Source organism: Cytobacillus dafuensis (genome assembly GCF_007995155.1).
Taxonomy (GTDB): Bacteria; Bacillota; Bacilli; order Bacillales; family Cytobacillaceae; genus Cytobacillus; species Cytobacillus dafuensis.
In genome coordinates this window covers 1966378-1992573 of the sequence record NZ_CP042593.1, presented here as the reverse complement: position 1 = coordinate 1992573, position 26196 = coordinate 1966378, and the positions used below count along the sequence as shown (strand labels likewise).

At 35.7% G+C, this 26196-nt stretch carries 23 protein-coding genes; 1 reads left to right on the top strand and 22 read right to left on the bottom strand.

The window, feature by feature from the left end; all coding sequences use genetic code 11:
• The first annotated feature begins 11 nt into the window (after positions 1-11).
• Positions 12-1241: an NO-inducible flavohemoprotein gene (hmpA, locus tag FSZ17_RS09430; RefSeq protein ID WP_057769682.1), complete on the top strand. Its 1230-nt coding sequence runs from the start codon at positions 12-14 to the stop codon at positions 1239-1241.
• A 61-nt stretch (positions 1242-1302) separates the two neighbouring features.
• Here hmpA and ftsZ read toward each other — a convergent pair whose 3' ends face one another.
• The 22 genes from ftsZ to FSZ17_RS09320 form a co-directional block, all read right to left on the bottom strand.
• The gene (gene ftsZ / locus FSZ17_RS09425; protein WP_057769680.1) at positions 1303-2442 is read right to left on the bottom strand and encodes a cell division protein FtsZ; all 1140 of its coding nucleotides are present in this window, start codon (positions 2440-2442) and stop codon (positions 1303-1305) included.
• An 82-nt stretch (positions 2443-2524) separates the two neighbouring features.
• Positions 2525-3814 (bottom strand): cell division protein FtsA, encoded by a 1290-nt coding sequence (gene ftsA / locus FSZ17_RS09420; RefSeq protein ID WP_057769679.1) that lies wholly within the window; start codon positions 3812-3814, stop codon positions 2525-2527.
• 165 nt (positions 3815-3979) lie between these two features.
• A complete protein-coding gene (locus FSZ17_RS09415) occupies positions 3980-4342 on the bottom strand; it encodes a small basic family protein (RefSeq protein WP_057769677.1) in 363 nt (120 codons plus the stop codon).
• The gene (locus FSZ17_RS09410) at positions 4342-5076 is read right to left on the bottom strand and encodes a DUF881 domain-containing protein (protein WP_057769675.1); all 735 of its coding nucleotides are present in this window, start codon (positions 5074-5076) and stop codon (positions 4342-4344) included. The genes FSZ17_RS09415 and FSZ17_RS09410 overlap by 1 nt, the downstream gene beginning before the upstream one ends.
• Positions 5077-5136: 60 nt before the next feature.
• A complete protein-coding gene (locus FSZ17_RS09405; RefSeq protein ID WP_057769673.1) occupies positions 5137-5871 on the bottom strand; it encodes a DUF881 domain-containing protein in 735 nt (244 codons plus the stop codon).
• On the bottom strand, positions 5819-6610 hold the full coding sequence (locus FSZ17_RS09400) for a cell division protein FtsQ/DivIB (RefSeq protein WP_057769671.1): 792 nt from the start codon (positions 6608-6610) through the stop codon (positions 5819-5821). The genes FSZ17_RS09405 and FSZ17_RS09400 overlap by 53 nt, the downstream gene beginning before the upstream one ends.
• A gap of 386 nt (positions 6611-6996) precedes the next feature.
• Positions 6997-7905 (bottom strand): UDP-N-acetylmuramate dehydrogenase, encoded by a 909-nt coding sequence (gene murB, locus FSZ17_RS09395; protein WP_057769669.1) that lies wholly within the window; start codon positions 7903-7905, stop codon positions 6997-6999.
• Between the two features lie 52 nt (positions 7906-7957).
• Positions 7958-9073 carry an undecaprenyldiphospho-muramoylpentapeptide beta-N-acetylglucosaminyltransferase gene (murG, locus tag FSZ17_RS09390; protein ID WP_057769668.1) on the bottom strand — a complete coding sequence of 372 codons (1116 nt, stop codon included), beginning with the start codon at positions 9071-9073 and terminating at the stop codon, positions 7958-7960.
• A gap of 280 nt (positions 9074-9353) precedes the next feature.
• Positions 9354-10454 carry a stage V sporulation protein E gene (spoVE, locus tag FSZ17_RS09385; protein ID WP_057769666.1) on the bottom strand — a complete coding sequence of 367 codons (1101 nt, stop codon included), beginning with the start codon at positions 10452-10454 and terminating at the stop codon, positions 9354-9356.
• A 105-nt stretch (positions 10455-10559) separates the two neighbouring features.
• Positions 10560-11912, bottom strand: a complete 1353-nt coding sequence (gene murD, locus FSZ17_RS09380) for a UDP-N-acetylmuramoyl-L-alanine--D-glutamate ligase (protein WP_057769663.1) — start codon at positions 11910-11912, stop codon at positions 10560-10562.
• Complete coding sequence (mraY, locus tag FSZ17_RS09375) at positions 11913-12887, bottom strand: phospho-N-acetylmuramoyl-pentapeptide-transferase (protein WP_057769661.1); 975 nt, start codon at positions 12885-12887, stop codon at positions 11913-11915.
• Complete coding sequence (locus FSZ17_RS09370; RefSeq protein WP_057769659.1) at positions 12884-13345, bottom strand: hypothetical protein; 462 nt, start codon at positions 13343-13345, stop codon at positions 12884-12886. Before FSZ17_RS09370 ends, mraY begins: the two co-directional genes overlap by 4 nt.
• Before the next feature lies 1 nt (position 13346).
• On the bottom strand, positions 13347-14807 hold the full coding sequence (locus tag FSZ17_RS09365) for a UDP-N-acetylmuramoyl-L-alanyl-D-glutamate--2,6-diaminopimelate ligase (protein ID WP_057769657.1): 1461 nt from the start codon (positions 14805-14807) through the stop codon (positions 13347-13349).
• Positions 14808-15005: 198 nt separating this feature from the next.
• On the bottom strand, positions 15006-16922 hold the full coding sequence (locus tag FSZ17_RS09360) for a stage V sporulation protein D (RefSeq protein ID WP_057769656.1): 1917 nt from the start codon (positions 16920-16922) through the stop codon (positions 15006-15008).
• 186 nt (positions 16923-17108) lie between these two features.
• Positions 17109-19352 carry a penicillin-binding protein gene (locus tag FSZ17_RS09355; protein ID WP_057769654.1) on the bottom strand — a complete coding sequence of 748 codons (2244 nt, stop codon included), beginning with the start codon at positions 19350-19352 and terminating at the stop codon, positions 17109-17111.
• The gene (gene ftsL, locus FSZ17_RS09350; protein WP_057769652.1) at positions 19352-19717 is read right to left on the bottom strand and encodes a cell division protein FtsL; all 366 of its coding nucleotides are present in this window, start codon (positions 19715-19717) and stop codon (positions 19352-19354) included. Before ftsL ends, FSZ17_RS09355 begins: the two co-directional genes overlap by 1 nt.
• A 41-nt stretch (positions 19718-19758) precedes the next feature.
• On the bottom strand, positions 19759-20691 hold the full coding sequence (gene rsmH, locus FSZ17_RS09345) for a 16S rRNA (cytosine(1402)-N(4))-methyltransferase RsmH (protein WP_057769646.1): 933 nt from the start codon (positions 20689-20691) through the stop codon (positions 19759-19761).
• 30 nt (positions 20692-20721) lie between these two features.
• Positions 20722-21153, bottom strand: coding sequence for a division/cell wall cluster transcriptional repressor MraZ (gene mraZ / locus FSZ17_RS09340; RefSeq protein ID WP_057769644.1), 432 nt, complete (start codon positions 21151-21153; stop codon positions 20722-20724).
• Positions 21154-21421: 268 nt separating this feature from the next.
• Positions 21422-23056: a bacillithiol biosynthesis cysteine-adding enzyme BshC gene (gene bshC / locus FSZ17_RS09335; RefSeq protein ID WP_057769642.1), complete on the bottom strand. Its 1635-nt coding sequence runs from the start codon at positions 23054-23056 to the stop codon at positions 21422-21424.
• Positions 23057-23209: 153 nt separating this feature from the next.
• Positions 23210-23605: a DUF3397 domain-containing protein gene (locus tag FSZ17_RS09330; protein ID WP_057769640.1), complete on the bottom strand. Its 396-nt coding sequence runs from the start codon at positions 23603-23605 to the stop codon at positions 23210-23212.
• Between the two features lie 2 nt (positions 23606-23607).
• Complete coding sequence (locus tag FSZ17_RS09325) at positions 23608-24513, bottom strand: 2-dehydropantoate 2-reductase (RefSeq protein ID WP_057769638.1); 906 nt, start codon at positions 24511-24513, stop codon at positions 23608-23610.
• Positions 24514-24654: 141 nt separating this feature from the next.
• Positions 24655-26196 carry an acyl-CoA carboxylase subunit beta gene (locus tag FSZ17_RS09320; protein ID WP_057769637.1) on the bottom strand — a complete coding sequence of 514 codons (1542 nt, stop codon included), beginning with the start codon at positions 26194-26196 and terminating at the stop codon, positions 24655-24657.

The window sequence follows — 26196 nt, the reverse complement described above, 5'->3', positions numbered from 1 at the left end:
GTTTGGACATCATGTTAGATCAAAAAACAATTGATATTATTAAAAGCACAGTACCAGTCCTAGAACAACATGGAGAAAAAATTACAAAGAGATTTTATGAATTAATGTTCAACAACCATCCTGAGTTATTAAATATTTTTAATCATGCAAACCAAAAACTAAGCCGTCAGCAAAAAGCATTAGCGAACGCTGTATATGCAGCGGCAAAATATATTGACCAGCTTGAAACGATTATTCCAGTCGTTACACAAATTGGACATAAGCATCGATCATTAGGGATCAAGCCGGAACACTACCCAATTGTTGGTGAGCATTTGCTCTTAGCAATTAAAGATGTTTTAGGGAATGCAGCAACAGATGAAATTATCAATGCATGGGCTAAAGCATATGAAGTAATTGCAAATGCCTTTATTCATGTAGAAAAAAATTTATACGACTCTGCAGAAAATCAGCATGGAGGATGGAAGGATTTCAGAGAATTTAAAGTGGAAAAAGTCGTTAAAGAAAGTGATGTTATTACATCATTTTACTTTAAGCCTATAGATGATAAACCGATCGCAGAATTTATTCCAGGTCAATATATAAGCATTAAATTGTCCACTATACCTAACGAACAATATACACATATTCGTCAATATAGCTTATCCCAATCACAAGATAAATCTTATTATCGAATTTCTGTAAAAAGGGAAGATCTTATGGGCGAAAAGCCTGCGGGGATCGTTTCAAACTATTTGCATAATCATGTCAAAGCTGGGGAAATCATTGAAATCAGTGCACCTGCTGGAGAATTTGTTTTAGAGGAACAAGCAGACAAGCCAACCATTCTTCTTAGTGGAGGAGTCGGAATCACACCTATGCTTTGTATGCTTCACCAATTAGCTGATAAACAACAAGAAACAACTTTTATCCATGCTGCAATCAATGGTAATGTCCATGCTTTTGTTGATGAAGTAAAGCAAATTGTACAGAAGAACGATTTGGTAAAAAGCTATTATTGCTATGAAAAACCAACGGAAACTGATAGAGAAGCAGCCATATTCGATAAAGAAGGCTTTATTACTTTAGAATGGTTAAATAAGATCGTAAAAAATAAAGAAGCCATTGTCTATATGTGTGGACCAGTCAGCTTTATGCAAGCCATGTATGAAGTATTAGTAGAATCAGGCTTTAAAAAGGAAAATATTCGTTATGAGTTCTTTGGCCCTGCTATGGAACTTAAAGAACCTCAAACAGTTTAATATGCATAAACAGAGGCATGACTATAAAAAAGTCATGCCTCTGTTTCAGTTACTCTTCTAATTATCTTCTTCGATTTCTGTTACGAAGGAATGTTGGTATATCTAGTGTATCTTCACTTTGTTGAGAAAAATTAGTTCTAACTGGTTCTTGTGTAACTTCTTCTCTTTTTGGTTCACGTTTAACCGTATTCATTGATGGTTTCGGCTGCTGACCAAAACTTGGTCTAGTCACTTTAGCTTGAGCATTTTCTTCCTTAAATCCAGTTGCAATGACGGTTACAACTATTTCATCATTTAAATTCTCGTTAATGACTGAACCGAAGATCATATTGACATCTTGATCAGATGCAGAAGCAACAATATCAGCAGCCTCTTGAACCTCATAGAGGCTGATATTTGTTCCACCAGTGATATTCATTAGAACACCTTGAGCTCCATCAATTGATGTTTCTAATAATGGTGAAGAAATCGCTTTTTTCGCTGCTTCTGCTGCACGATTTTCACCAGAAGCTACACCAATACCCATTAATGCAGAACCTTTGCTTGACATAATCGTTTTAACATCGGCAAAGTCAAGATTAATTAAACCAGGTTTTGCGATTAAATCTGAAATACCTTGGACACCTTGGCGAAGAACATTATCAGCTTCTCGGAATGCTTCAAGCATTGGCGTGCTTTTATCAACAATTTCTAATAAACGATCATTAGGAATAACGATTAAGGTATCTACTGCCTCTTTCATAGAAGCAATACCTCCAGCAGCTTGAGTTGAACGCTTTCGGCCTTCAAAAGTAAATGGACGAGTAACTACTCCAACTGTTAACGCTCCTAAGTCTCTGGCAATTTGCGCTATTACTGGAGCTGCACCAGTACCAGTTCCTCCACCCATACCGGCAGTAACGAATACCATATCAGCACCTCTGAGTGCTTCTTCAATTTGTTCTTTGCTTTCTTCAGCAGCTTTTTTCCCTACTTCTGGATTAGCTCCAGCACCAAGTCCGCGTGTGAGCTTGCCGCCAATTTGCATTCTTACTTCTGCTTTTGATAGATTTAGTGCCTGGGCATCTGTGTTAACAGCAATAAATTCTACCCCTTGTACACCATGCTCAATCATACGGTTAACCGCGTTGTTACCACCGCCGCCAACGCCGATGACTTTAATAGTTGCTAATGAATCTAAATTAGTATCAAATTCCAACATGACAAATCCTCCTAATTCGTCGATATCCCAGAGAACACCTTTATTTGATTGCTTTTTCTTTTAGGAACTATCCTTGAAATAGCTATTCAAAAAAGTATCCGAGGAACTTCTTCACTCTTGATGTTATTTTTTCTTCCGGTTGTTTTTCCGGCTTTTTTGGTTGCGGTTGTTTTGTTACGCGTTTTTCTTTTATTTCTGGAGTATGAACAGGGGCCCCTCCCCCCGCAACTTTTCTTCCTTGTACTTTCGCATTTTTATACGCAAATTTTATTAATCCTACTGCTGTTGTAAACTGAGGCTCTCGAACACCAATATAATCTGGAATGGCAATTCGGACTCGATTTTGAAAAATTTCTTGAGCTAGTTCAAGTATTCCTTGTGTATTAGCAACCCCTCCTGTTAATACAAATCCACCAGGCAAGTCTTCCGAACCTAATCTTCTAACTTCATTTTGAATAAAATCAAATATTTCTTCCATACGAGCTTCAATAATATCTGATATTTCCAATTGCGTGAACTGCTGATGCTGGTCACTTCCAATAATCGGTACACTGAAAACTTCTTCTTCAGATGCATGATCATAAAAAGCGTACCCATTTTTTATTTTAATTTTTTCTGCATCTTCTGTTGATGTTCGAAGGCCTATAGAGAGATCTTTCGTAATATGATCTCCACCAACAGGTAGTACACTCGTTGCTATCAGATTTCCTTGATCAAATAATGCAATCGTAGTGGAACCTCCTCCAATATCAACGAGGGCCACTCCAAGATTCTTTTCGTCCTTTGAAAGGGCGTATGCACCGGCAGCCAGTGGCTGCAGAGTAATATCAATAATCTCAAGTCCTGCTCGTTCAACACATCGTAATGTATTATGTAAAATTGTTTTCGATCCAGTAATAATGGTGCCTTCCATTTCAAGGCGAACACCAATCATACCTCGAGGATCATTTATTTCATCTAATCCATCAACAATGAATTGCTTTGGAATGACATCGATAATATCTCTTTCGGGAGGAATCGAAACCACTTGGGCGGCATCAAGGACTCTAGCAACATCATCATTCGTTATCTCTCTATTTTCGCTGGAAACAGCTACAACTCCATGACAAGGCTGAAGCATTACATGATTGCCAGTGATACCTACTATCACACTAGTAATTTCCATTCCTATCATTCTTTCAGCCTGTTCAATTGCCTTTCTAATTGAATGAACAGTTTCATCAATATCGACTATAGCTCCCTTTTTTAAGCCATCGGATCGCACACTGCCGACACCAATAATATTTAATGAGTCATTGACCATTTCACCTATGATAACTTTTACATTGGATGTACCGATGTCAAGACTTACATAGATTTCATTGTTGTTCATTCTCTGGCACCTCCTTTTGCTAATCCTTAAAAAATTGATCGATCTAAATCTGATAAAAAATATTAAATACCTGTCATTGCTTCATTCAAACTCCATAATGCCAATTTACTTACAAAGATACTACTAAAATTATTCGTCAAAATTAACAATTTCCCTTTAGAAAAATTAATTTTTTTCAGTTTTTTCACGTATTACAGTCCATTTTGTCAATAAAATTCTTCTAATTACAGCTATGTTTTGGAATAATCTCACTCCAAATGCAAAAACTGCTGCTAAGTATAAGTCTACACCAAGATGGACACCTAGAAAAGCTAAACTTGCAGCAAGCAAAATATTGAAAAAGAAACCTGAAACAAAGACTCTTTCATCATAAATATTTTGAAGCTGAGCACGAATTCCACCGAATAAAGTATCAAGTGCCGCTAAAACAGCAATTGATAAATAATTCGAATACTCATCAGGAATTTTTATTTCTGTTAGCAGACCGAGAATGACACCTATGATTAACCCCAGTATCGGAAGCCACATTATGAATTGCCTCCTTTTTCAGAATCCACAGGCTTCATATCCCTTATTCTAATTGTATTTTGATAAGCAGGTATTTCTATCATTTCATCTGGTTTAACTACTTTTACTCTTAGGTTATCAACAAAAAATTCATCAGCTGATTTGGAAACTTGCATTCGCTTAAATAGCTTGTCCGCTGATTTTGCATTTTCAGCAATTACTTTAATTTCGATGGGTAATCGATTTAAGGAATGACCATCAATTTTTGTTTCTCCATTAATATCTCTTATAACGGTTGAATTAATAATACGCTGGTTATCAATTGATATTTGCATGGCACCATACATATTTAATTCGTTTACAAGCCTTTTTAATAAATCTGGCGAAACACTTGAAACGGTTGTACCAATTAATAATTCTTCATAGACTGGCTCTATCATTAGGATGATGCCATATCCTTTTACATCCGTTAATCCAGCTTCAGCTTTTAATTCATCGAGTGTATCTCGAAGAACCTGTTCTTTACTTTGTTTTAGTTCAGTTTCGTATTTAGAAATTTTTTCCTCATTCGAACGAACTTCTTGAATTAGTTTAAGTTGGAGTTCATTTTCTTTGATCAAATCTTCCCTCAGCTGCCATGTATCACGTGTATCGCGTACAACAGGTTCTTTAACCGTTCGAAATTGTATAGCTAGCATAAAACCAATAATGACGGCTATGAGAGTGAAACTAATATTTTTTTTATATTTGTCCACATTTCCCACCTTACTTTCCAACTAATCTAAACTGTGGACAATTTGGGAGGAATATTGCAGCTAGCTCCCTAATAAAGGCTCCATAATAATTTCAGGTTTTTTCTCGAGAGTAAACTGAATATTATCATTTACTAATGAGTCCTTTACACCTCCTGTCAAGTTCAGTGCAGATGATAACACTTCCGAATCTCCAATGGCAGTAATGACGAATGGTGCAGGATGTTGATAGCCATCAATCTCAATTACAGGTCCATTGCAGAGGATATATGAATTATGAGAAAGCCTCTGTCCATTAATTGCAATAGCAGATGCACCTGATATATATAACTCATTAATTACTTTAAACACATGGTGCTCATGAACAATATAATTATTTACATTTTCTTCATCCGGATTATAAGCTCCATCCGCAAGAGTTACTTCAACACCTTGGCCCTTAACTTTTACTTTTCCTAAATACATTCTATATTTTTCAGTGTCTTCAGCAAGATTGAAATAAATTTGAGCTTCTTGTGACAATTCCTTTTCAATTTCCCGAACTCTTTCTTGTTTTTCATTTAATTCCTTCTGTAAGGAACGATTTTTTTCCTCAAGTTCAACTAATTGATTGCGAAGCTCTATGTCTCTTTCCCATTGTTTACTTGTTATCGTTGATTTTTTATTATCACTTTGTTGAGTCAGGTGGTAAGAAAAAGCAATCATATAACCAAGGACAAGAAACACTAAAGAAAAAATAACATGATTACCCTTCACTTTCATCTTCTTCTTCAACTTGATCAGCTCCCTCTTGTTCATAAGCTTTAAAATAAGAGCCGACTTCCAAATCAATAATACCTTTTTTATCAGGATCCAATTGGCTAACAATTGAAGGATAATGACTCATTTTCTCCGCAAAGCTTCTAACTGTAGCACTGACTTCAAAACCGTCATTCATGTAAAGTGTTATATGGAAAGAATCAGTTTTTTTGGGAGTATGATGTATTTCAGAAATTGAATTTAAGACTACTTCAGGTAATTCTTCAAGCTCTTTAATCATTCCATCTAATTCTTTACCTTCTGAAAAACCAATAAGAATTGGGGCAGATGCAGGAACCTCTGCAGTTTTACTATTTTTTAGTACTCGACCATTTTCCAAAACAGGAAGATAATTTTTCTCTTTCATTATGTATGCAATTCGATTGTATTCCTGAATGGAAATTTTAACAGTATTCGGTAAATGGATTTGAACTTTTGCAGATTTTACTTCATCCAGCTTTTCTAAATTACTCTTAATGACTTTTTCTTCTACCTTCCAAATATTTGTTTTCTCGCTAATCCCGGTTAAGGCAATTAATTCATCTTTACTGTAGATAGAGTTACCTGAAATAAGAATTTTATTAACATGACTTAATGGTGACTGAAAATAAATGATTAATGAGATAAGCGTAAAAAATATTAGCAGTAAAACAATTAGCCTACTATTCGCTTTTTTTCGCCTCTGCTGTTTTAGCTTAGGAATACGGTCCTCTAGAGAAACAACCTTTCCTTTTTCCATTCCCATACACCTCACAAAAAACACTCATATCATTCTAATTGCAATTTTAGTAAAACTTGACATTCGTCAAAACATTACGGTGAATGCCTTAGTTTTCCAAATGCATTAGCAGAGACGTAATCGATATTTCAATATCACTTTCGTATGCTAATAAACTTAAACCTTCCAATTAGTACGAAAAACATTATATTCGCGAAGTTCTCGCTGAGAAGATTAAAGTTTTTACTTATGCAATGACTCAAGTAGGTCTTTTGGATCATTTCTCCAATGAACGAGAAACAACGGCACGTATTAACATGCCGTCTTTTAAGAGAAAAAGACTAAAAACCATTGTCTCAATGAAATATTATACCACAGTAAATGGAATAAGTAAGGATTAATTCCCGTTACTTTCGACCGATTATTTCAACCTCAGTTTCAATATTTATATTGTACAATTCATAAATTGTTTTTTTAATATACTTAATCAACGCTAATACATCTTCAGCTTTTCCATTTCCTGTATTGACAATGAAATTTCCGTGCATGTCAGATATTTTTGCCCCGCCAATTGAATAACCCTTTAATCCAGCAACCTCAATCAATTTTCCTGCATAATTTGGTAATGGATTTCTAAAAATACTGCCTGCACAAGGATAATTCCATGGCTGAGTTTCTTTTCTATAGTCTTTATTTCTTTGCATTTCAGCAGAAATAGAATCTCTATCGCCTTCTTTTAATTCAAATACAGCTTCTAAAACGATACCTGGTCGTTTTTTCTGTAGAATAGAAGTTCTATAAGAAAACTCCATTTCTTCATTTGTTAACCAAGCTACTTCTCCATCCTCGAATAGAATGTGTGCTTTTGTAAGAATCTTAGAGATATCAGATCCATGAGCACCTGCATTCATATAAACGGCCCCACCAATGGACCCTGGAATCCCACTTGCAAACTCTAGACCTGACAGCCCTTTTCTGCTTATCTGAGTCGATAGACTTACAAGCGAGTAACCTCCGCCAACCTTTACCTTGTTTCCGCTCAACTCCATATTTGATACTCCTGCACCGAGCTTGATCACAGCCCCTGCAATACCAGCATCAGATATAAGCAGGTTTGAACCTCTCCCAATAGCAGTCCACTCCACTTTATAATTACGCAAAAGCTCCATTGTCTTTATTAAATTTTCAATAGACGAGGGCTCTATAAACAGATCGGCAGGTCCACCTATTTTCATTGTTGTATGGTTGGATAATAGTTCATTTTCCTTTACTTTTCCAATATTTAATTCATTAAGCTTTGTAATTATTTCGTTCATAAATACCTCCCTTTCTATTCGAAAGTAAGAATTGATATTAGTTTATGCAGTTTCACTTACGAGGGCTACTGCCCTCTTTTGCTACTAGTTCTTCCATTAGACGGAAGAGTCTCTTAGCAGCATCTGGAATACCTAATTTTTTAGAAGCCATTTTCATTTCTGATAATCTTTTATCATCTAATAAAATTAAATCCATAAGTTCAACAAGTTTTTTTCCTGTTAAATCTTTTTCTAATAGTATTTCTGCAGCACCGTGCTCACTCAAGGATCTTGCGTTCTTTTCCTGATGATTATTTGTTACATATGGACTCGGAATAAGAATACTAGGAATACCAAGGGAGGTTAATTCTGCTAAAGTGGTAGCGCCTGCTCTAGCGACAGTTAAATCCGTTCCTGCAAGAACTTCAGGCATATTATGAATGAAAGGTTTAATGATAACATTTTCTGGGCTACCAATTAATTGCACCTCTTTTAGAACTTCTTCATAATGCACATCACCTGTCACATATAATATTTGATACGCTTTTTCACCAAGTTCTGCTAAGGATTTAAGAACCGCTTCATTAATTGGTCTTGCTCCCCTGCTCCCGCCAAAAATAAGAACAACAGGGATATCCGTTTTTAATCCAATCGAAAGTCTTCCTTTTATTCCATCCTTACCAAGCACTTCAGACGCACGAGGATTACCTGTTAGTACAACTTTTTCTTGTGGAAAGAACGAACTTGCTTCCTCAAAACAAACTGCTATCCGGTCAACATATTTACTAAGAAATTTATTTGTCAAACCTGGTACACTATTTTGCTCATGAATAATTGTTGGGATACCCAGTTTACTTGCGGCGTATACAACTGGACCGCAAACATATCCGCCTGTCCCAATAACAACATCAGCGTTAAATTCTTTTATTATTTTTTTGCTGTCTCTTACTCCTTTTAAAAAACGAAAAATCGTCTTTATGTTTTCTAATGACAGCTTCCTTTTAAAGCCTGTTATATGTATTGATTTAAATGGAATATTTTCTCTAGGGACAAGATTGCTTTCCAGCCCTTTTTCAGTTCCTATATATAAAAACTCTGCATTCATATTCTCTTTTTGTATTTCTCTTATAAGGGCCAGTGCCGGATAAATATGTCCACCAGTCCCTCCACCGCTTACTACTACTCTCATTTTTTCACCTCATAGAAGAGTATAATCATTTGTGCATAATAAATGTTGTTTAAACACATCTGCACTTTACTTTACTCTATTCTACAATATAAAATCCACTTATTAGAAATGGATAACATATTGACACGTAAATGTAATAATTATTAGTAAAATATCTTCATTTTTATATCTAAGTAATGCTGTTATAACAAAAAGAAACCCTGTATCCCAGGGTCAAATATTAATAAATATAATTTTTTCTCGAGAAAGAGAAATGTCTAGATCCAGCGCTTTCGCTTTTCTAATACCTTGAATATCTGCTTATATTCAAAAGGACACCTACTGCCATTAACATGAGCGTTAAAGAAGAACCCCCATAGCTTAAAAAGGGAAGTGTTATCCCTGTTACGGGCATTAGGCCAATAACAACACCTATATTGATCATGACTTGGATGGCAATCATGGCAATAATCCCTACTGCTAAAAAACTGCCGAAAAGATCAGGAGCACCTAGTGCTATTCTTATTCCTCTCCATAACAAAAGAGAAAATAATAAAATGACGAAGGAACCACCGATAAATCCAAGCTCTTCAGAAAGAATAGCAAAGATAAAGTCCGTTTGCGGTTCAGGTAAATAGAAGAATTTTTGTCTGCTTTGACCGAGTCCTAATCCGAATAATCCCCCAGGTCCAATCGCAAATAACGATTGTATAATTTGAAACCCACTTCCTAAAGGGTCTTCCCAAGGATCTAAGAAGGATGTAATTCGTTTAATCCGATATGGAGCAGATAAAATCAACCCTACAAATCCTAATAGACCAATGAGACCTAGAATGATAAAATGACTAATCCTAGCTCCAGCAATAAAAATCATAACAATACTTGTTCCAACCATTACAGTACCTGTGCCAAGATCAGGCTGAAGCATAATTAGTCCAAATGCTAAAAACACGAGCCCTAATGAAGGTGCTAACCCTTTCGTAAAAGAGGTAATAAGTTTTTGTCGTTCAGATAAAAACTTTGCAAGGAAAATAATCATCGCAATCTTCATAAATTCTGAAGGCTGAATGGAGAAAGCACCTACACCTATCCAGCTTCTCGAACCATTTCTTTCAATCCCAATACCTGGAATTAGAACAACAAGCAATAACACAAAACAGATGATGATTATAACCTTTGCCCAAGTTCTCCAAGCCCAATAATCAATATTCATAATAAAAAACATCGCTACTATTCCAATAACAGCAAAGAGCATCTGTCTTTTTGCAAAAAAGAATGAATCATTAAATTTATACTCTGCCCATATAGCACTTGCACTGTAAACCATTGTTAACCCTACTGCAAGCAAGGTTAATGTAACAATGATTAGAATAAAATCGGGAGTCGTTCTTTTTGTTGGCAATACAAAACACCTCGAATGCAAGTTTTAGGGCTTTGTAAATTACGCTTCTTCAAGCGAAAAAAGATGACTCCCAATGTTGTTTTTACTGTTTTCGCGTACAAGCCCTCACTTAAGCATATGCACCGCTTGAATAAAAATGTCTCCCCTTACCTCAAAAGTTTTATATTGATCCCAGCTTGCACAAGCGGGAGATAATAAAATAACGTCACCTTGTTCAGACAACTCATAGGCTACGGGAACGGCTTTTTCCACATTATCGACATGTATAATTGTTTTTATTCCAGCTTCCTCGGCCACACGTTCTATTTTTTTAGCAGTTTGACCAAATGTAACAACTGCCTTTACATTTTTCAAATATGGAATTAACTCATCAAATTCATTCCCTCTATCCAAGCCTCCTGCTAAAAGGACAACAGGCTCAGTAAAGGCTGCAAGAGCATTTTGAGTCGCCAGCATATTTGTTGCCTTAGAATCATTATAAAATTTTCTACCCTTATGTTCCGTTACAAATTGCAGACGATGCTTCACTCCTTGGAATGAATTAAGCACTTTAAAAATAGCATCGTTATCAACTTTTGATAGTTTGGCAGCAGCGATGGCTGCTAAAATATTTTCAAGATTATGAGTTCCAGGCAATGCAATATTTTTTAAGGCTATTATTTTTTCATCATTGAAATAAATCCATCCTTCATGTGTATAGGCACCTGATGATAGTTTATTTTTAGATGAAAAAGGAATCATTATCGCCTTTGAATTATTTGCAATTTCCATCACTTCAGATTGCTCAGCATTTACAATTAAAAAATCATTTTCTGTTTGATTTTTTGTAATATTTGCTTTCGCTTTCACGTATTCATATCTTGTTCCATGATAATCTAAATGAGCATCATAAAGATTTGTTAATATTGCAATTCTAGGATTAAACGTTTCTATGCCCATTAATTGAAATGAAGAAAGCTCGATAACGATCGTATTCTCTGTCGATGCCTCCTGTGCTACTTCAGAAGCAACAATACCAATATTCCCTGCGAGTAACGGCTGCTTCTCCCCCGTTTTTAACATTTCAAAAACAAGTGTTGTTGTCGTTGTTTTTCCGTTCGTCCCTGTAATAGCAATAAGTGGGGCTTCCGAAATCTGATAAGCAAGCTCAACCTCAGTAATAACAGGTATTCCTTTTTCGATAGCTCCTGCAATCATTGGATTATGATATGGGATCCCTGGATTTTTAACAATTAGTTCAAAGCCTTCCTCAAGAAGCCCTATTGGGTGTTCCCCGCAAATGACTGTTATCCCCTGTTCAAGAAGCTCTTGGGCTTCAAGATTTTCAGATAATGGCTTGTAATCATTTACTGTAACAAATGCTCCAAGCTTATGTAGAAGAGAGGCTGCGGCAACTCCACTTTTTGCTAGTCCTATTACTAATATTTTCTTATGATGATAGTGATTAATCTGTTTCAATTACATCCACACCTCGATATAAATTCCAAGTATTGCACAAAGTAAGCCAACTGCCCAAAAAGTAACAACTACTCTCCATTCTGACCATCCTACTAATTCGTAATGATGATGTAATGGACTCATTTTGAAAATTCTTTTTCCCGTCGTTTTAAAGGATATTACTTGTAATATTACAGACAATGTTTCTATTACAAACACGCCTCCGATAATAATTAAAATAATTTCAAGTTTCGTTAATATAGCAATAGTAGCAATGGCTCCTCCTAAAGCAAGGGAACCAGTGTCTCCCATAAAAACTTTTGCAGGATGCGCATTAAAGACTAGAAAACCAAGTAAAGCTCCCGTCACTGCCACAGAGAAAATCGAGATTTCAAATTGCGATAAATTCCAAGCTAAAACGGCAAAAGCCCCAAAGGCGATCGCAGCAGTACCAGATAGGAGGCCATCCAATCCATCAGTTAAATTAACTGCATTTGAAAATCCAACTAGCCAAAAAATGATAAAAAATACATACGTCCATCCTAAATCATAGGAGAAATTAGTAAAAGGAATATGAATAACGGTTGAAAATTCATTTTGTTGAAAAACAAAATAAAAAATAACTGAAATGATTATTTGTCCAAACAGCTTTTGTTTCGAAGTAAGCCCGAGATTCCTCTTCATCGCTACTTTAATAAAATCATCAAGAAATCCAAGTAATCCAAACCCTAGCGTTACTAATAAAAGCAGATACGTCTTAACAGTAGGCTCCGCAAACTTATTTGTCATGATCAATGTGGTAATGGTAATGGAAAGGAGGATCATAATCCCTCCCATTGTTGGTGTACCAGATTTCTTTAAATGTGACTTTGGACCTTCTTCCCGAATACTCTGCCCAAACTTCAATCTTCTCAAGAAGGGAATAAAAATGGGAGAAAGTAATACCGTAACTAAGAATCCCATAATAATTGTGAAAAAGATAACTTTCTCCATCATTTTGCTCCCTCCTTTCCTTGTCGGAGCTGTTCTAATAATTTACTTATTTTGTCTGCTATAATTGCATTATCATATGTAGAATTATTATTATTAAGATCCATTTCTCTTGAAAAAAGAAAATGAGTCACTTCATTTAGTTTTATTTCGGTTTGATTTATTTTTTCTATATATAGTTCCATCATGTCCTTTAAGCCTTTCAATAAGTCATTAGTAAAAAATATTGGAAAATGATTTGGTGTATATCGTGGAATCTCTTCCCCCTCTTTCCATAGGGCAGCAATGGCTCCATTTTCAATGGCCATTTTCAATGCCCCTGAATTCTCTTCGAAAGGGATAAATATTCCTTTATACTGTTGTACATTCGAAATCGTTGTGACCGTATGAAAAAAGAGCTCATCATCCTGTATTCCTTTGTTTTTTGGAAACAGATTCGCTAAATCACCATAGGTCAATAACATTTTATCTCTCCTCTATTGCCTCTTTTGCAACTTGACGGTCATCAAAATTAATTACCTGATCTCCAATCAGTTGATAGGTTTCATGGCCTTTTCCAGCAATTAATATAACATCTTCTTCCTGAGCCTCGTGGATTGCAGATCGAATTGCTTCTCTGCGGTCAACTATTATCTTATAATCCATTCCTATTACCCCTGCTTCCATATCATTTAATATTTGGATAGGGTTTTCACTTCGAGGGTTATCTGAAGTAAATATTGGATTTGAACTATATCTGCAAGCTATTTCAGCCATTAGTGGCCGCTTTGAACGATCTCTATCCCCACCGCAGCCTACAATAACGAAAACACGTCTTTTTGCAAACTGCTTAACGGTCAATAGTACATTCTCTAAACTATCAGGGGTATGCGCATAATCAACAATCACTGAAAAATTTTGCCCGGCATCTACTGTCTCGAAACGTCCCGAAACTCCTTTAACTTCTTCTATTGATTTTATTATTTTTTCAATGGGAATATCTGAAACGATTCCAGCTCCAATACTAGCAAGTACATTATAAACGCTAAATTTACCAATCAGTTGCATAGATACTTGATGTTTGCCTAATGGACTGTGTAATTCAAATGTAGTTCCATACGCAGTCATTTGAATATTTATAGCTTGTAAATCTGCTGATTGATCTATCCCATATGTGAGTACATGTGCTGCTGTCGCTTTAATAAATACATTTGATGCTTGATCATCCATATTGATAATGGCGTATTTCTTACGCTCATGCTGAAATGCACTTCCGAGCTGAGCAAACAAGAGGCATTTAGCATTTCTATACTCATCCATCGTTTTATGATAATCTAAGTGATCTTGTGTAAGATTAGTGAATACAGCAATGTCAAAATCACAGCCATGAATTCTTCCTTCATCAAGGGCATGTGATGAAACCTCCATTACTGTAGTTTTTACACCTTTGTCAACCATTTCTTTAAAAATACGCTGTAATGTAAGGGAATCTGGAGTTGTATTTTTTACTTCAGATTTTTCTTCACCAATTTTTGTATACATTGTACCTATTAAGCCTGTTTTTTTTCCAGCATCCGATAAAATTTTTTCAATTAAATGACTTGTTGTTGTTTTTCCATTCGTTCCTGTAATACCAATTAAATAGAGATTCTTACTTGGCTGCTCGAAAAAGGCATCAGCTAATACAGCCATTGCTCGTCGAGTATTTTGTACGACAACGACTGGAACAGGCAGGTCTAAATCAATTTCTGATAGAACAGCAGCTGCCCCTTGCTTTACAGCATTAGACACAAAATCATGACCATCAACAGTAAAACCTTTTATACAAATAAATAGACTTCCCGGTTGAACATTGCGACTATCGTTTTCTATTGAAGTGATTATAGGATTTTCACCGCTAAATACCCTATATGGCTGCAAATAAGAAATAAGCGTATGTAATTCCATTTCGTCCATCTCCTCATAAACAAACTTTACATACATACAACCTATAGCAATCTCGAAAAACAGCCAAAACTCATCGCGGTTTTCATTTTACATGAAAACGAGAGTTTTAGCTATTTGTTTTATATATCCGAAAAATTTGGAGAAATTAAAGGCAGCATTTCTTTGTACCGCCTTTTGCTTTACCATGCCCAATTTTCATTATTCATTATCAAAATAAAGTCTAATGGTTGACCCCTCTTTTAATTTTATACCAGGTTCTGGAGTTTGTTTAACAACTGTATTTCCTTCTCCACTCGCATCAATTTTTAAATTGATATATAATTCACCGAGTTCTTTTTTCGTAATTCCTACTAGGTCCGGAACTTCAATCAACGGAACGTCCGGCCATCTTAGTTTTTTCTCAATTTGACCCTTTCGTGGTTGAATACCCATTGATCGCAGACTATCTTCCATAATATTTCCAACGATTGGAGCAGCAACTGTTCCTCCAAATTGCGGGGTGCCTTTAGGATTATCTACTGCAACATACACAACTAGCTGCGGATCGTCAGCAGGTGCAAAACCAATAAAAGAAACGATATGGTTGTTTTCAAGATATCTTCCACCTTGAGCTTTTTGAGCTGTTCCTGTTTTTCCGCCCACTCTATATCCGTCGATAAATGCTTTTCCGCCTGTACCTTGGGCAACAACACTCTCCAGAGCAGACCTGATTTGGTCTGATGTTTCTTTTGAAATGACTTTCCGTTTCGCTGAAGGTGTTTTTCTCATGACTATTTCACCTGTTTTTGGATCAATCAGCTCCTTAGCTACATATGGAGTATATAAAGTCCCGCCATTAACTGCAGCAGATATTGCAGCAACCTGCTGTATTGGTGTAACCGAAACCCCCTGCCCAAAAGCAGTAGTTGCCTGTTCTACAGGGCCTACACGATCAAGGTTAAAGAGAATTCCAGTTCCTTCTCCTTGAAGGTCAATCCCCGTTTTTTCACCAAAACCAAAATCTCTGATGTATTTGAAAAGTGTTTCTTTTCCTAATCTCTCTCCAAGTTCAACAAAGCCAGGGTTACAGGAGTTTTGAACGACCTCCAGAAATGATTGGCTCCCATGACCGCCCTTTTTCCAGCATCTTAACCTTGCTCCGCCTACCTTGACAAAACCAGGATCGTGAAAATGATCCTTTTTAAGATCTACCTTTCCTTCTTCAAGTGCTGCAGCTAATGTAATAATCTTAAAGGTTGAACCTGGCTCGAATGTACTCCAAATTGGGAGGTTGCGGTTATAGATTTCTGGTGCTGCATCTCCGAATTTAGCTGGATCAAATGTTGGTCTGCTTGACATAGCCAATATTTCACCATTATTCGGATTCATAGCAATAGCAATAATTCCATCAGGATTATAATCAGCTTGGGCAATATCTAATACTCTTTCCATAATGGTCTGAACTTTTGAATCAATCGTCAGCTTTAAATCCATTCCATCAACTGGTGGCTCATAATCATCAGCCATATCATTCATTCGTTCACCTTTAGCATTGGCATAAAACTTTACAGAGCCTTGCTTACCTTTTAACTCCTTATCGTAATACAATTCAAGCCCCATTAATCCTTGATTATCGATCCCTGCAAATCCAAGAACATGAGATAGATAACTGCCAAAAGGATAATGGCGTTTAGAATCTTCTGCGATATAAACACCTTTCAAGTTCATTGCTCTTAATTCTTTTGCTTTTTCATGGGATATTTTTCTGCCTTTTTTCAGTCTTACACTACTCTCATTTTGAGTGATTTCTTTTTTTACTTGTTCCTTTGAGGTATTTAATAATGCAGCTAATTTTTCTGCAGTACCATCTGGATCTTTTACTTGTCTTGGAACAACATAAACCGTTGGGGCACTTATGTTAGTAGCTAGTGGAACTCCATTTCTGTCTACAATTTCTCCTCTTTCTGGCTCAAATGGAATATCCCTGCTCCATAACTCCTTTGCTCCATCAGTTAAAGTGTTACCTAAAAAAAATTGAACATATCCAAGTCGAATATCAATTACAAAAAAAATTAATATACCTACGACTAAAGCTACCGTTAACCTTTTTCTCACGGTTACATTTGAAACACGCATATTAGAACGAACCTCCTTAGATTATGGCTCGTTCCAATATATGCTTGTACCTTTTTAATTAGAAGACTATGTTAAACTTCTCTGTTAATTTCCGCTTCAATCAACAACAAATTAGCATCTTTAAAGATTACTCACTTTCAATTATTGATATGCGATTTATTGTGACATTAATATTATTTTTGCTAATCAATCCTTCACTTCGATCGTCTCTTCCTCTTCTTGCCCTATTTCCTCTTCTTCATCATTATTATATTTCTCTTCAGGATGTTCTAATTCAACAATTAAATATTCGCCCTCTTTAAATTTAGTGCCAGGCTTTAAGTTTTGTTTCACTACATAACCATTTCCAACCGTGTTTAATTGCAAATTTCCCAACTCTGCAATTTTCATAACATCACGCCTAGACCATCCAGTCATATCTGGAATTGTTAAATCTCCCTCTGTTTTTAGAATTACTTTTTCTCCAGAAATCAGATCGGAATCTTTAGCTGGCAGTTGGCTTACAACCGATTTCCCTTTACCTAAAACGATAGGTACAAGGTTTTTGCTGCTTATTTGTTTAATCGCTTCATCAGTTGATTTACCTGTCACATCCGGGATTTTTGTAGAAAGGGATTTGCTTTTCTCTACAGGATCGATATTCAAGTATTGGAGACTGCTTTTCATGACTGGGTTAAAAATCTCCGCAACAGGTGTAGAGCCACTCGTGTGAATATCTATTTCAGGCTGTTGAACAGCTACATAAACAATTAACTCAGGATCATCCTTTGGTGCCATTCCTAGAAATGAAAACACATAGTTTTGACGACCAGTTAAATAACCTCCACTTGGATTAGGAATTTGTGCTGTCCCGGTTTTTCCAGCAATTTCATACCCATCGATTTTAAAATCACGAAAGCCGGTTCCTTTAGGTGATGAAATAACTGTCTCTAATATATCTCTAGTTTGTTTTGCTGTATTCACAGAGATCGGATTACCTACTACCTCTGGTTTTGTTTTCTTTACTACCTTATCGCCTTTATTTGGATCTACAATTTCACTAATAATGTGCGGTTTCATCATATTTCCATCATTTGCTATTGCTGTAGATGCTTGGACTTGCTGTATTGGGGTGATTGCCGTTCCCTGTCCAAAACCAGTCGTAATTTTTTCTAACGGATAGTTATAAACGATTTTACCGCTTGTTTCATTCGGTAATTCAATTCCTGTTTTCTGGTCAAAACCAAATTTAGTTAAATACGTTCCGTAGGTTTCATAGCCCAACTTTTCTTTTACAAGCTTCGCAAAAGCAACATTTGAAGATCGTTGAACTCCTTCTAAATACGTTATCGTTCCCCATCCCCGGCCTTCATTCCAATCTCGAATCGGTCTGGTCTTATTATCTACAGCATATTGACCTGATTTAAACGTTTCATTCGGATTAAAGACTCCTTCTTCAATAGCTGCAGCTAATGTAAAAATCTTCATTGTAGAGCCTGGCTCAAAGGAATTTTCGATTACTTCATTATGCCAGCTTTCCTCAATTCCTTCCTTTGATGCCGGATGAAAGGAAGGTCTTTGTCCCATTGCAAGAATATCCCCCGTTTTCGGATCTGCAACGACAGCAACAATTTTCTTTGGCTTGTATTTTTCTTCCACCTTATTCATCGAATCTTCTAGAAATGTCTGGATTTTTTTATCGAGCGTTAAATAAACATCTTGTCCGTCAGTAGCGGGTGTGACGTGTTCCTTACTATCATTTAATAAATATCCCCAAATATCACTTTCATACTTTACCTTGCCATCCTTTCCTGTAAGGATGTCGTTAAGGCTTTTTTCTATACCAAGCATACCAACGGTTTCCGTTTTATTATTTTCTTTTTCTTTCTTTTCAACATATCCAATCGTATGGGAAGCAAAAACCCCGTTCGGATAAAACCTTTTCTTATCTTTGATAAATGTGATTCCGGGTAATTTTAATTCCTCTATTTCTCTTTTCTCTTGATTTGTTAAATCCCGGCCAGCTTTACCAAACTCTACTTGAAACGGCTTTTTACCATCTTTGTCTACTTTCGTTAAGATTTTATAAATCTCTGATTCTTCCATATCGATAACTTTTGCAAGCTCTCTTGCCGTTTTATCAGGATCGACTACATGGCGGGGTTTGTTTTTATTAGTAGTCATTTTTTCATCCAAAATGGCTACAAGTTTGTATGAATTTATATCTGTTGCAATGACTTCACCATTTCGATCGTAGATCGTTCCTCGTTTAGCTTCAATGGTCTTTTCTTTTTCATATTTTTGCTGTGCCTCTGCTGCCAGAACATGTCCTTTAATTTCTCCAGTTACTTGAATCGATATAAATCGGTAAACTAAGACAAAAAAGAGCAGGCTAAATATTACAAAAAATATCGCTGCTCCTAAATTTATATTCGGCTGTTTTTTTATCATTAATCCTGCACAACCTTAACATTATTTTCGTTCAACTTTAACCCAAGTTCCTTCGCTTTTTCCCAAATCCGTTCATATGTACTAAGTTCACTTACTTGCATTTCAAGGTCCCCATTTACCCTCTGCTGTTCCTGAATGGAAACTTTAGTATCTTGTATTTCCTTATTTAATTCATATATTGCGGCTTGGTTTGACACGATATTAACTGCTGCAAAACATACGATTCCCGTAAAAGCCAATCCTAATATTTTCTCTCCGGGTGAAAGCCATGGATTTCTAGCCTTAGCTTTTTTTGGTGTTTGTACAATTTGTTTTTGCTGTTGATTTCTTTGCTCTTGCTGAAGCTTTCGTGCTAAATTCCCCATTGTATCCCTCCTATAATTTTATCTTTATTAGTGACGGAAACTTATAGCTTTTCAGCGATTCGCAGCTTTGCTGATCTCGCTCTGTTATTAATCTCCAATTCGTTTTCTGATGGGATGATTGGCTTTCTCGTGATTAATTTAATAATCGGTTTATACTCGTCTGGAATTATTGGTAATCCAGGAGGGAGGTTTGGCGTCTCACTTGCTTTTTTAAAGGCTACCTTACATATTCTATCCTCTAAAGAGTGGAAGGTTATGACACTAATTCTACCAGCTGGCTTTAATAAATTGATTGCTTGATGCAAAGATCTTTCAAAAACCCCGAGCTCATCATTTACAGCAATACGGATTGCCTGAAAGACTCTTTTTGCCGGATGCCCACCCTTTCTTCGTGCTGGGGCAGGAATAGCCTCTTTTATTAATTCAACAAGCTGACCTGTCGTTTCAATTGGTGCAATCATTCTCGCAGCTTCAATTTTCCTAGCTATTTGCTTGGAAAATTTCTCTTCACCATATTTAAAGAATATTTTTACCAATTCAGCATAGTCCCAATTATTCACGACATCATAGGCTGAGAAGCTAGCCTCCATATCCATTCTCATATCAAGAGGGGCATCATTATGGTAGCTAAAACCACGTTCTGCAGTATCTAATTGAGGTGATGAAACACCTAAATCATAGAGAACTCCATCTACTTTATTTACTCCCAATTTCGCCAATTCCTCTTCAAGAAATTCAAAATTACTCTTTATAATAGAAATTCTTTCACCATATTCAGCAAGTTTTTCTTTTGCATGTAAAATCGCAGTTTCATCTTGATCAAAGGCATATAACTTACCTTTTTCAGAGAGTTTTGACAGGATTAATTCACTATGTCCTGCACCACCTAACGTGCAGTCAACGTAAACACCGTCAGGATGAATTTTTAATCCTTCAATTGTTTCTTCTAATAATACTGTTTTATGTTCAAACATGTTGTCCACCTCTTTTTTGGAGAGTATTTATTAAATATCAAACCCAATCATATTCTCTGCAATTTCGGCAAAAGATTCTTCTGAATCTGAAAAATAATCTTCCCAAAGGTTTTTGCTCCATATTTCAATCCGATTGGATACACCTAATACGACACACTCTTTTTCTAATTTTGCATATGCCATCAGCGGAGAAGTTATATTTATTCTTCCTTGTTTATCGATTTCACATTCTGTGGCACCTGAAAAGAAAAATCGGGTAAATGCACGGGCATCTTTTTTCGTCAATGGTAAGCCTTTAAGCTTTTCTTCAAGCAACTCCCATTCATTAAGTGGGTAACCAAACAAGCATTGATCCAATCCGCGTGTCAATACAAAATTCTCACCTAAGTGATCACGGAATTTGGCAGGTACAATTAATCGGCCCTTATTATCAACGTTATGATGGTATTCACCCATAAACATGCCCACTAACCCCACTTTCTTACTCCAATGTACCACATTCCCCCACTTTCCTCCACATGTTTTTTAATTTCTAGAAATTATCTCTAAATCCTTTAGAAAAAATAAAATTTTTCCCATTATTCGTTCGCCTTTTCCCTACAATAATTAGCACCAGATTAAAAGCATCTTTCTTTTTCAACAAAAAAAGACTTCATCCTTTAAGATAAAGTCTCTTTTTGGCTATTAAAAATATTTAAGATTAATCATGAACGCTTAATTCTAATAAAGATTATATTCTTATTAATTTATGCGTACCATCAAAAGTGAATGTATTCTCTAAAAGATCGTCTATAAAATTTAAACCATATTGATTTATATAAAATAAACCATTTATGATTCTTTCTTGTGGTGACCCTAAAGGTCTAAGAGCATTTCCCACTTTATTATATTTATTAATCACAACTTCATTTTTCAAATGAACAGAATGCTCAAGCTTTGATTCCATGAAGTCTAATTGATTTAATATTAATTTTTCATTCTTTTTTAATAAAGGTATAAGGCCTCTGTCCTCAATTTGTAAATAAGATTCCAGCTGCTCATAATTTTTCTGAAACTCTAGCTTTGTGTTATTAAATATTTTCTCCAAATGTAGATTTTTTAATGAATGAAGGAATTCTTCCTTTTTCTTTTCAATACCAAAGATAAGCGTTTCTTGTAAATCCAGGTCAAGCTCCTTCAAATCCCTTTCAATCGAACGATCAAGAATAGTAATATTCAGGCGAGGAACGATAGGAGGCATCTTTAGCCCAAATAGTTCAAAGGCCGTTTTAAGCTCTGCCCAATAAGCAATTTCACCAGGACCAGCTATAAAAGCAAGGGTTGGAAATAGCCATTCCTGCATGATTGGCCTTGTAACAACATTATTGCTAAGCTTTTCTGGGAATTCTCCGGCTATCTCTAGCATCTTCTCCATTGAGAATTGAAAAAGGCCGTCTTTTCCATAGAATACATCTTTTGTTTCATCATATTCAAGAAGTATTCTTTCATTATGTTCATTATCGTAATAGAAAAGATTGACCGCGTTTTTGCTCATTTCAATCGCAGAAGGGAAACCGCAATTATTTAGTTCAGCTTGCTGATCCTTCACAGATTTTGTTATTTCTTTAAAATTATTAATTTGTTTAATAAAAAATTCTCTTTCCAATGTGCGAAGCTTTTTATCCCCTGAATCAATGATCAAAAGTCCTGATTCTTTAAACAGCTCCATAATAATATGGGCAAAGAAGTCAACAAATGAGGTAGATTTTCTTATGGCCGATTCCAAACAATCAAGTAATTGCTTTGTATGTTCGGTTTCTCCAAAAGATTGGATAATTTCATCCACCCAACTTAAGCACTGATCCTGATCTAACAAAATATCTGAAACCATCCGTTTGTCACGAAGCTTTTCTGGATAAATCTTTTTTTCTAGTTTATGATCTTTTTCAATATACACATGGTTAACTTCTTGGTAATCATGATCCTCACCTGCAATCCAAAATACAGGAACGACTGGTATATTTAATTCCTGTTCCTTCTGTTTTGCTAGAGCAATGATTGAAATAATTTTATGTATAGAATAAAGTGGTCCTGTTAGGATTCCGGCCTGCTGACCACCGATTACGACCGTACTATTTGATTGTTTTAACTTTTTTAGTGAAGCTCGAACTTGATTAGACGTTGGGAAGTTCTCCATATATTGTTCAATATGGTTAGCAAGCTCCATTCTCATATATGACCGACCCATTAGTTCATGAAGTCGCTTCTCGTATTCTAATTGATCATCATAACGGTAATGAAAATTCCGCTGAACTTCCATAGAATACGTTAAATATTCTGTAGCAAATCGGTTAGTAGCAGGTAAGGAGAGATTTACAATCTCCATGTAAGACTTCCTTTCTTATCAACAATTTTCATTCGTTTCAATACATTATATGCTATGGATTTTTTCTTTGAATTCCATCGCTTACTACATATGAGTATATCATTTTCAGTAATGAAATGAAAAAACTTTGCTTGCGTATTGTTTGTTTACTTTCTAAATGCTTGCAACGAACGAACTAACACTTTGTATTAATCCGATAAGTGTTAGTACAATATAAGCTGTAAAAAAAAGTAGAAAATTAAAGCGCCAATATCCTTTAAAGACACGGGAGAAATTTATTTCTTGCTTTAATTTCCAATGTATCAAAACAAAGATTAAGGCAATGACAAGCATAGAAAGAATAATGACCCATAAATACGATTGATTCCAAATCGTAACAATTAAATAATGTACCGAAATAACAAATAATAAAGTGCTGAAATCCAAAGCCAAATGGACAGACTTTTTGTGTTTCTTTGTCACTTGCTTGCTGATAATGAAAACTAATAAATATCCTAATAATGGGATTGTTACAAAAGTCGCGATTATGGAAGAAAAAATAGAACTCAACCTTACCCCTCTTCTCTTTTATACTCCTTTCCTTTTATCAGATGAAAAAAAACTTCTGTAAGAGGAGCATTTATTTCGTTTTCTCTCGCTTTTTCAAGAACATAACCAAGAATAGCATCTACTTCAGTTGGCCGTTTTTCATCTATATCTTTAAGCATGGATGATCGATTTGCAGATGTTTTTCTACATACATTTTTAATATAGGAAAATACAGCCATTTTATCTTCAATATTTAGAACAATACAAATTTCTTCAAATAACTCTTTAAAAGTATGATAGTAATGCGGATTAACCAAAAGATCACCATTTCTTACATTTAATACTGCTGTTAAAGGATTAATAACTGCATTGACAATCAGCTTTCTCTGCAGCATTTCTTTAAAATCATCTTCAAAAGTAAACGGAAACTCAACTAGGAGAGGATTGATCATTTCTTTTATTGCAGATTGTTCTTGCCCTTTAAAATGGGCCAACTTCGTTACACCGTTACCCGTATGTATTACATGATTGAAATTCAACTTATTCGCACCATGGTCAACAGATCCGATATAAATATTTCTTGCTGTTATTGTCTCAAGCCATTTTAAATGACCCATACCATTTTGTAGAAACAATAATGTCCCCGCATAGAAAGGAACAACTTTCATCATATCTGATAAAACCGATTGCAAATGATATTGCTTTACAGCGATAATCGTTATATCTTCATCGCCCTTCCAATTAGAAAATTCTGTTGTATGGATAGAATCAAACGACTTGCTATCATTCTTCTCAAAGATTAAGCCTTCTGATACTATTTTAAACTTCTGTTCTTTTGTTCGTACATATAAAAAAACTCGATGAAATTTACTAAGATAATGGGCGTACAGCAGGCCAATTGACCCCCCGCCAATAATTGCAATTTTCATAATAGCCTCTTCGTATTAATGTATTTAGTCATATTTTAACAGAAAAATAAATAAAGTTGGCAAGAAAGGCAACTTTATGAAAAAAATTCATAAAAGAAATAAGACTCCCTTCTTCAAAATTCGAAAAAGGGAGTGATGAATTTAAACTGGGTATACTGGATGTTTACGAACACTAAAGATTAATTCCTTCGTCTCATATAATTCATATCTTTGAATAAGGACATCTCTTAATTCTTGAGGTGACACGATATCATCAACAATTAGCTCAGATGCCAGTTTGTATATATCAATATGCTCACTGTATTCTTTCTGTTTTTCCTGTACGAATGCGATTTTCTCTTTCGGATCCTGGATTTCATTTATTTTATTCGAATAAACCGCATTTACTGCCGCTTCCGGTCCCATAACAGCGATTTGAGCCGTTGGAAGAGCAATACAGCAATCAGGTTCAAATGCAGGACCTGCCATCGCATAAAGTCCAGCACCATAAGCTTTTCTAACGACTACTGAAATTTTTGGAACAGTTGCTGAGCTCATAGCGGCTATCAACTTTGCTCCATGTCGAATGATTCCAGCCCTCTCTACCTTTGTACCAATCATAAAGCCAGGAACATCGGCAAGGAATAATAACGGAATATGGAAAGCATCACAAAGCTGAATAAACTTTGCTGCTTTGTCAGCAGAATCCACAAATAATACCCCGCCTTTTACTCTTGGCTGATTCGCAATAATACCTACTGCTCTTCCTCCAATTCTCGCAAGTCCAGTTATTAATTCTGCAGCAAATAGTTTTTTTATTTCAAAGAAGCTGCCTTCATCAATTAATGTATCTATACATTCATACATATCAAATGGGGCATTTTGATTTTTAGGAATGATTTCCTCTAAATCCCGACCTTCTCTCGGCTGTATTACCGCAAGTTTCTTTGGTTTCTCCTTAAAGCTAGCAGGGAAATACGTAAGATATTTTCTCGCTGTATCGATGGCTTCCTCTTCACTTAATGCAAGAATATCCCCACAGCCACTCACCGTACAATGCATTCGGGCACCGCCCATTTCCTCCAATGTTACTTTTTCACCAATTACCTTCTCTGCCATTCGTGGTGAACCTAAATACATAGATGCATTTTTATCAACCATAATGACAATATCACAAAAAGCTGGAATATATGCTCCACCAGCAGCGGAAGGACCAAATAACAAACAGATTTGTGGTATCATTCCAGATAGCTTAACTTGATTATAGAAAATTCTTCCCGCTCCTCTTCTATTCGGAAACATTTCAAGCTGATCTGTAATTCTCGCACCTGCAGAATCAACTAAATACAATAATGGTACTTTTAGTTTTTCAGCTGTTTCTTGAATACGAATAATTTTTTCAACTGTTCTCGCTCCCCAAGATCCAGCTTTAACAGTAGAATCATTCGCCATGACACAGACCGTTTCTCCATTTATTTTCCCAATGGCTGTGACAACACCGTCAGCAGGCAGATCTTTCTCCATACAGTTTGCAAATTTACCATCCTCTTCATAGATACCGTCATCAAAAAGGAGCTCTAATCTTTTTCTCACAAAAAGTTTATTTTGACTTTGAAGCTTTTCATGATACTTTTGATGTCCGCCAGCTTCAATTTCCCTGCTTTTTTCTTTTAACTTTTCAACTAGAGTATGTGCAGTTGTCAT

What these genes read in the sequence shown, in the direction of transcription:
- FSZ17_RS09415 (WP_057769677.1), bottom strand. Translation starts at nt 4,342, where the DNA reads ATGTGGCTTCCGATACTGGGGTTAATCATAGGTGTCATTCTCGGTCTG.
- FSZ17_RS09400 (WP_057769671.1), bottom strand. Translation starts at nt 6,610, where the DNA reads ATGGAAAAAGGAAAGGTTGTTTCTCTAGAGGACCGTATTCCTAAGCTA.
- murG (WP_057769668.1), bottom strand. Translation starts at nt 9,073, where the DNA reads ATGAGAGTAGTAGTAAGCGGTGGAGGGACTGGTGGACATATTTATCCG.
- mraY (WP_057769661.1), bottom strand. Translation starts at nt 12,887, where the DNA reads ATGATGGAGAAAGTTATCTTTTTCACAATTATTATGGGATTCTTAGTT.
- ftsL (WP_057769652.1), bottom strand. Translation starts at nt 19,717, where the DNA reads ATGGGGAATTTAGCACGAAAGCTTCAGCAAGAGCAAAGAAATCAACAG.
- FSZ17_RS09355 (WP_057769654.1), bottom strand. Translation starts at nt 19,352, where the DNA reads ATGATAAAAAAACAGCCGAATATAAATTTAGGAGCAGCGATATTTTTT.
- FSZ17_RS09405 (WP_057769673.1), bottom strand. Translation starts at nt 5,871, where the DNA reads ATGAACAAGAGGGAGCTGATCAAGTTGAAGAAGAAGATGAAAGTGAAG.
- rsmH (WP_057769646.1), bottom strand. Translation starts at nt 20,691, where the DNA reads ATGTTTGAACATAAAACAGTATTATTAGAAGAAACAATTGAAGGATTA.
- FSZ17_RS09370 (WP_057769659.1), bottom strand. Translation starts at nt 13,345, where the DNA reads ATGTTATTGACCTATGGTGATTTAGCGAATCTGTTTCCAAAAAACAAA.
- FSZ17_RS09360 (WP_057769656.1), bottom strand. Translation starts at nt 16,922, where the DNA reads ATGCGTGTTTCAAATGTAACCGTGAGAAAAAGGTTAACGGTAGCTTTA.
- hmpA (WP_057769682.1), top strand. Translation starts at nt 12, where the DNA reads ATGTTAGATCAAAAAACAATTGATATTATTAAAAGCACAGTACCAGTC.
- bshC (WP_057769642.1), bottom strand. Translation starts at nt 23,056, where the DNA reads ATGGAGATTGTAAATCTCTCCTTACCTGCTACTAACCGATTTGCTACA.
- ftsA (WP_057769679.1), bottom strand. Translation starts at nt 3,814, where the DNA reads ATGAACAACAATGAAATCTATGTAAGTCTTGACATCGGTACATCCAAT.
- murB (WP_057769669.1), bottom strand. Translation starts at nt 7,905, where the DNA reads ATGAACGAAATAATTACAAAGCTTAATGAATTAAATATTGGAAAAGTA.
- FSZ17_RS09365 (WP_057769657.1), bottom strand. Translation starts at nt 14,807, where the DNA reads ATGGAATTACATACGCTTATTTCTTATTTGCAGCCATATAGGGTATTT.
- mraZ (WP_057769644.1), bottom strand. Translation starts at nt 21,153, where the DNA reads ATGTTTATGGGTGAATACCATCATAACGTTGATAATAAGGGCCGATTA.
- FSZ17_RS09320 (WP_057769637.1), bottom strand. Translation starts at nt 26,196, where the DNA reads ATGACAACTGCACATACTCTAGTTGAAAAGTTAAAAGAAAAAAGCAGG.
- ftsZ (WP_057769680.1), bottom strand. Translation starts at nt 2,442, where the DNA reads ATGTTGGAATTTGATACTAATTTAGATTCATTAGCAACTATTAAAGTC.
- FSZ17_RS09325 (WP_057769638.1), bottom strand. Translation starts at nt 24,513, where the DNA reads ATGAAAATTGCAATTATTGGCGGGGGGTCAATTGGCCTGCTGTACGCC.